Source organism: Endozoicomonas ascidiicola (assembly GCF_001646945.1).
GTDB classification, from domain to species: domain Bacteria; phylum Pseudomonadota; class Gammaproteobacteria; order Pseudomonadales; family Endozoicomonadaceae; genus Endozoicomonas; species Endozoicomonas ascidiicola.
Genome location: NZ_LUTV01000005.1, coordinates 337,273 through 342,094, shown reverse-complemented (window position 1 = coordinate 342,094; position 4,822 = coordinate 337,273). Strand labels below are relative to the sequence as shown.

Below are 4,822 nucleotides of genomic sequence, written 5' to 3'. Positions count from 1 at the left end.
TTAGATTAGAAGGAATTGCGTCCCCTTCGTCTAGTGGCCTAGGACACCGCCCTTTCACGGCGGTAACAGGGGTTCGAGTCCCCTAGGGGACGCCACTTTATTATTGCTATCAGCAATAGGTTGAATTTGTCGTTGAATTTGTTGTTCAAGGTGGCATAATTCAGCAAGCATTGGGGCTATAGCTCAGCTGGGAGAGCGCAACACTGGCAGTGTTGAGGTCAGCGGTTCGATCCCGCTTAGCTCCACCATTTTTAAGCTTTTATTAAAAAGCTGTGCGGGTATAACTCAGTTGGTAGAGCGCAACCTTGCCAAGGTTGAAGTCGCATTTTTTTGTGACAAGAGTGAAGTTCGTTACCCGCTCCAAAATCTAGCTTTCAGATGTTTTTTTATTCTGAAAGATCGAAGGATTGCGTCCCCTTCGTCTAGTGGCCTAGGACACCGCCCTTTCACGGCGGTAACAGGGGTTCGAGTCCCCTAGGGGACGCCAATTTTCAAGACATAAAGAGTCTCAAAAACTTTACGCGGGAATAGCTCAGTTGGTAGAGCGCAACCTTGCCAAGGTTGAGGTCGCGAGTTCGAACCTCGTTTCCCGCTCCAACTTTAAAGCCAGTCTTATGACTGGTTTTTTTTGCCTTTTTTTTGTGGGCAATACAAAAAAAACCAGCTTCAAACTGGCTTTGTCTGTGTGAGGTAGATTAGCTTATCTTTGAATCTAACTTACCGGTGTCGTATAAAAGAAACATCGTCTCAAGGTTGCTAACCGGCACTTTACTTCCCTGACCTGCACAACCAAACGCTTCATAACGTTGAATGCAAAGCTCTTTCATCGCTTTGGTTGAAGCTTTCAAAAACTTCCGTGGATCAAATTCTGAAGGGTTTTCCTGCAGAAACTGACGAACTGCGCCAGTAGATACCAGGCGCAGGTCCGTATCAATGTTTACTTTCCGCACACCGTTGCGAATCCCTTCCTGAATTTGTTCAACAGGAACGCCGTAGGTTTCAGGGATTGAGCCGCCGTGGTCATTAATGATTTTCAACCATTCCTGTGGTACAGATGATGAGCCGTGCATCACAAGGTGGGTATTAGGAATGCGTTTGTGAATGTCGCGGATGCGATCAATGGCAAGAATGTCACCAGTGGGCGGGCGAGAGAACTTATAAGCGCCATGGCTGGTTCCGCAGGCGATCGCCAAAGCGTCAACCCCCGTGGCTTTTACAAACTCCGCAGCTTCATCCGGATCGGTCAGTAGCTGATCGTGAGACAAAATTCCTTCAGCGCCGACACCATCTTCTTCCCCGGCCTGGCCTGTTTCCAATGATCCCAGGCAGCCAAGCTCGCCCTCAACAGAGACGCCGCAGGCATGGGACATTTCAACTGCCCGTCGAGTGACTTCAACATTGTATTCGTAGCTGGAAGGTGTTTTGCCGTCATCCATTAATGAGCCGTCCATCATAACAGAGGTAAAACCCAATTGAATGGAGCGTTGGCATACTGCCGGGCTGGTACCATGATCCTGATGCATAACCACGGGAATATTCGGAAATTCTTCGGTAGCAGCAAGAATCAAATGACGTAGGAAAGGTGCGCCTGCATAAGATCGTGCGCCGGCAGAGGCCTGCACAATCACGGGGGAGTCAGTTTCCTGTGCCGCTTCCATAATGGCACGCATCTGCTCAAGGTTGTTCACATTAAAAGCCGGAATTCCATAACCGTTTTCAGCCGCATGATCCAACATCTGGCGAAGGCTTATCAAGGCCATACCTGCTCCATTTATTCATTATTCGAAACCCGCTATTATCGCCTTCATTCAAAGAGTGTGCAAAGTTCACTGTCAGAAAATTCACTATCAATTTGGAAGGAGATATCGTGAAACCGGGAAAAACAGGCATTCGCCGCATCATTGATGCAACAGGTTATTCGATGAAAGGTCTTAAGGCGGCCTGGATAAATGAAGCGGCATTTCGTCAGGAGGTGATGCTGACCATAGTGGCTACGATCATTGCTTTCCTATTGCCGGTCGGCACTCTGGAAAGAACTGCTATGATAGCTTCAGTGGTTCTGGTCGTCATTGTTGAATTGATCAATTCAGCAATTGAGGCGGTGGTTGATCGATTTGGTGGTGAGTTGCATGAACTCAGTGGACGGGCAAAAGACATTGGTTCTGCTGCCGTCTTTATCTCTTTGATGCTTGCGGGGTTTGTGTGGTTATCCGTACTTCTCTAAGAGAGGATGTGTATGAAGCTAGCGGCGCTGTCATTTAGGTTTAAGCTGTCCCATACAGCGTTTGCAGCATTGATGGCTCTCTATTTTGCGCTGGTTGTTAACTTGCCATTTTATAGAGACACTGTTGACATTATCGCCCGGCTTAATAATGTTGATCCGGGCTTTATTATTTCTTTACCCGTCTTCCTTTTTTCTGCATTCAATCTGCTTTTTAACTTGGTCTGCTGGCCACGAATCGCTAAGCCTTTGTTTATCGTTATGTTGCTGATTTCCAGCGCTGTCAGTTATTCAACGTTCAACTACGGCACATTATACGACAAGGGGATGGTAGAAAATATTGTAGAAACTGATGTTGCAGAAGCTGGGGCTTATATCAGTGCCTACTCGGTTTTTTGGCTGATGATGATGGGCGTGTTGCCCTCTTTGCTGGTGATATTGATAAGGCTGAGAGAAAAAAGCGGTGTTCTTTTTTTTCTGGGGAAAAAGGCTGCGTCCATTGTGCTGTCTGGATTACTTATATGGGGAATAGCTGCCCTGTATTATCAGGACTATGCCTCATTTGGAAGAAATAACAGTTATTTGAGAAAAATAATAAATCCCTATGCCTGGATAAATGGCTCAATACAGTACTTTGGTGAGCGCTATTTTCTCAAACCTCTGCCATATCAGAAGCTGGGGGAAGATGCAGTTCAGTCAAAGCGGGCGCTGGTTGCAGCAGAAAAAAAGCCTGTGCTTCTTGTATTTGTTGTGGGCGAAACTGCGCGGGTGCAGAACTATCCCTACTTTGGTTATGGCCGGCCCACTACGCCTTTTACTGATCCGTTGGAAATGATTCGATTTACCGATGTGGCATCCTGCGGTACTGCAACGGCGGTATCTGTTCGATGTATGTTTTCAGAGCTCTCCCGGCAGAGGTTTGATTTGAGGGAAATAAAAAGTCAGGATAATGTTCTTGATATTCTGAAGCGTGCCGGTGTCGCTATTCTATGGGAGGAAAACAATGGTGGTGATAAAGGTGTTGCCCGTCATATAGATACCATTTTGATTGATCCATGGCGTAAGGATGAGTACTGTCAGAAAGGAAGTTGCTATGACAGCGTTCTGCTTGAGGACTTTGATAAAAATGTTGAAGGCCTGTCCGGCAATCGAATCATTTTTCTGCACATTATGGGTAGCCATGGGCCTACTTATTATCGTCGTTATCCAAAAAGCATGGAGTACTTTCAGCCTGGCTGTAACCGGGCAGATATTGAAAATTGCACCGAAGAAGAGATTGTTAATAGCTATGACAATACGATTCGATACACTGACTTTTTCATTAGCCAGGTCATTGAAAAATTAAAGGGGTTGGAGAGCCGTTTTCATACGGCGATGATATATATATCAGATCACGGAGAATCTCTGGGAGAGGGGGGTGCCTATCTCCATGGCTTTCCATACGATATGGCTCCGTTAACCCAGAAACGGGTTCCATTCATGGTGTGGATGTCCCCTGGGTTTGTCGAAGAGAAAAGGGTTGATGTCAGTTGTCTTGATGATAAATCTGGCCTGCAAGGTATTTACTCCCATGACGATATTTTTCATTCACTGCTGGGTGTTATGGATGTTGAAACTGCAATCTACCGGCCTCGGTCAGACGTCTTTTCAAGCTGCCGTTCTGGGTTTCCTTAGGAACTGTCCCCGAATAACTTCACTGCTCAAAGAAGCGCTTTCCGTTTACCGTTATCCGTAAAAGCACAAGCAGCAAGGTTTTTACGGATAACGGTTCTGGCTAAATGTGGAAGTTATCCTGTGATAGTTCCTTAGTATTTTAATTTCGACCTTATTTCGCCCTTAAGAGCAGTGCTTCTGTCAGGGCTTTCTCTGGCTTCTCTATGTTCTGATGCTGAAAGTAAAGAATTATCAGGCGTGTTGAAATTTTAGTCATGGGATCAGTCAGGAAGGTCATCATCACCACCATTATCATAATAATAGCCATCGATGTCCCGAGAACCCAAATAATCCGCTAAATGCTTGTTCATTGCAGCTTCATGCTCAGGACACGTAACAACATCCTGAGTAGTTACTTTTTTGCAGTTTCCTAGAAAGTCTGTGGCATTCTTTTTCTCGCATGATGGTAACTTGTATTGCTCCGCTTGCGTTTTATCAATGATATAACCCAAATCTTCCAAAATACCAAGAGTTATGTTGCTCAGCACGCCTTTGCCTCCATAGAAAGGTGTCATTAATTCATCACCCAGGATGTCCTCACTAAGATGACTTCCGTCTGGTGTCATTGGTAATTTTGGATAAACAGTTTTATTACATTGCTGGATTTGTAAATGATTAAACGCTTCAGCGCCATATCGGCCAACGTAAAATTTCTTGTTGGGGGTATTGTGGTCTAATAAGTGATACCAGTTCTTTAAAGGTGTGCCATTTTTACCGTTATACCCCAATACATGGAGCATCTCGTGCATCAATATATTCACAAGTGCATCTTGTGTTATATTGTCTTTTTTAATTATATTTCTATTTCTATTTCTATTTCTATTTCTATTTCTATTTCTATTTCTATTTCTATTTCTATTTCTATTTCTATTTCTATTTCTATTTCTA

Annotated in this window: 4 protein-coding genes and 5 tRNA genes; 7 read left to right on the top strand and 2 right to left on the bottom strand. The window is 44.7% G+C overall.

Annotated elements, in window-relative coordinates; genetic code table 11:
- Positions 1-19: 19 nt before the first annotated feature.
- The 5 genes from AKL11_RS15385 (at position 20) to AKL11_RS15365 (ending at position 597) form a co-directional block, all read left to right on the top strand.
- Positions 20-95, top strand: a tRNA-Glu gene (locus tag AKL11_RS15385).
- Between the two features lie 77 nt (positions 96-172).
- Positions 173-248: transfer RNA gene (locus tag AKL11_RS15380), tRNA-Ala, on the top strand.
- A 26-nt stretch (positions 249-274) separates the two neighbouring features.
- A tRNA-Gly gene (locus AKL11_RS15375) sits at positions 275-363 on the top strand.
- A 48-nt stretch (positions 364-411) separates the two neighbouring features.
- Positions 412-487: transfer RNA gene (locus AKL11_RS15370), tRNA-Glu, on the top strand.
- Between the two features lie 34 nt (positions 488-521).
- Positions 522-597, top strand: a tRNA-Gly gene (locus AKL11_RS15365).
- 98 nt (positions 598-695) lie between these two features.
- Here AKL11_RS15365 and fba read toward each other — a convergent pair.
- Positions 696-1,760, bottom strand: coding sequence for a class II fructose-bisphosphate aldolase (fba, locus tag AKL11_RS15360; protein ID WP_067519014.1), 1,065 nt, complete (start codon positions 1,758-1,760; stop codon positions 696-698).
- Positions 1,761-1,867: 107 nt separating this feature from the next.
- Here fba and AKL11_RS15355 point away from each other — a divergent pair, with 107 nt between their 5' ends.
- Together AKL11_RS15355 and AKL11_RS15350 are read left to right on the top strand one after the other, a co-directional pair.
- Positions 1,868-2,224 (top strand): diacylglycerol kinase, encoded by a 357-nt coding sequence (locus AKL11_RS15355; protein WP_067519012.1) that lies wholly within the window; start codon positions 1,868-1,870, stop codon positions 2,222-2,224.
- Positions 2,225-2,236: 12 nt separating this feature from the next.
- Positions 2,237-3,895 (top strand): phosphoethanolamine transferase, encoded by a 1,659-nt coding sequence (locus AKL11_RS15350; protein WP_067519010.1) that lies wholly within the window; start codon positions 2,237-2,239, stop codon positions 3,893-3,895.
- Positions 3,896-4,155: 260 nt separating this feature from the next.
- On the opposite strand, the gene AKL11_RS15345 is transcribed toward AKL11_RS15350, so the two are convergent.
- Positions 4,156-4,695 carry a leishmanolysin-related zinc metalloendopeptidase gene (locus AKL11_RS15345; protein ID WP_157673591.1) on the bottom strand — a complete coding sequence of 180 codons (540 nt, stop codon included), beginning with the start codon at positions 4,693-4,695 and terminating at the stop codon, positions 4,156-4,158.
- Positions 4,696-4,822: the final 127 nt, after the last annotated feature.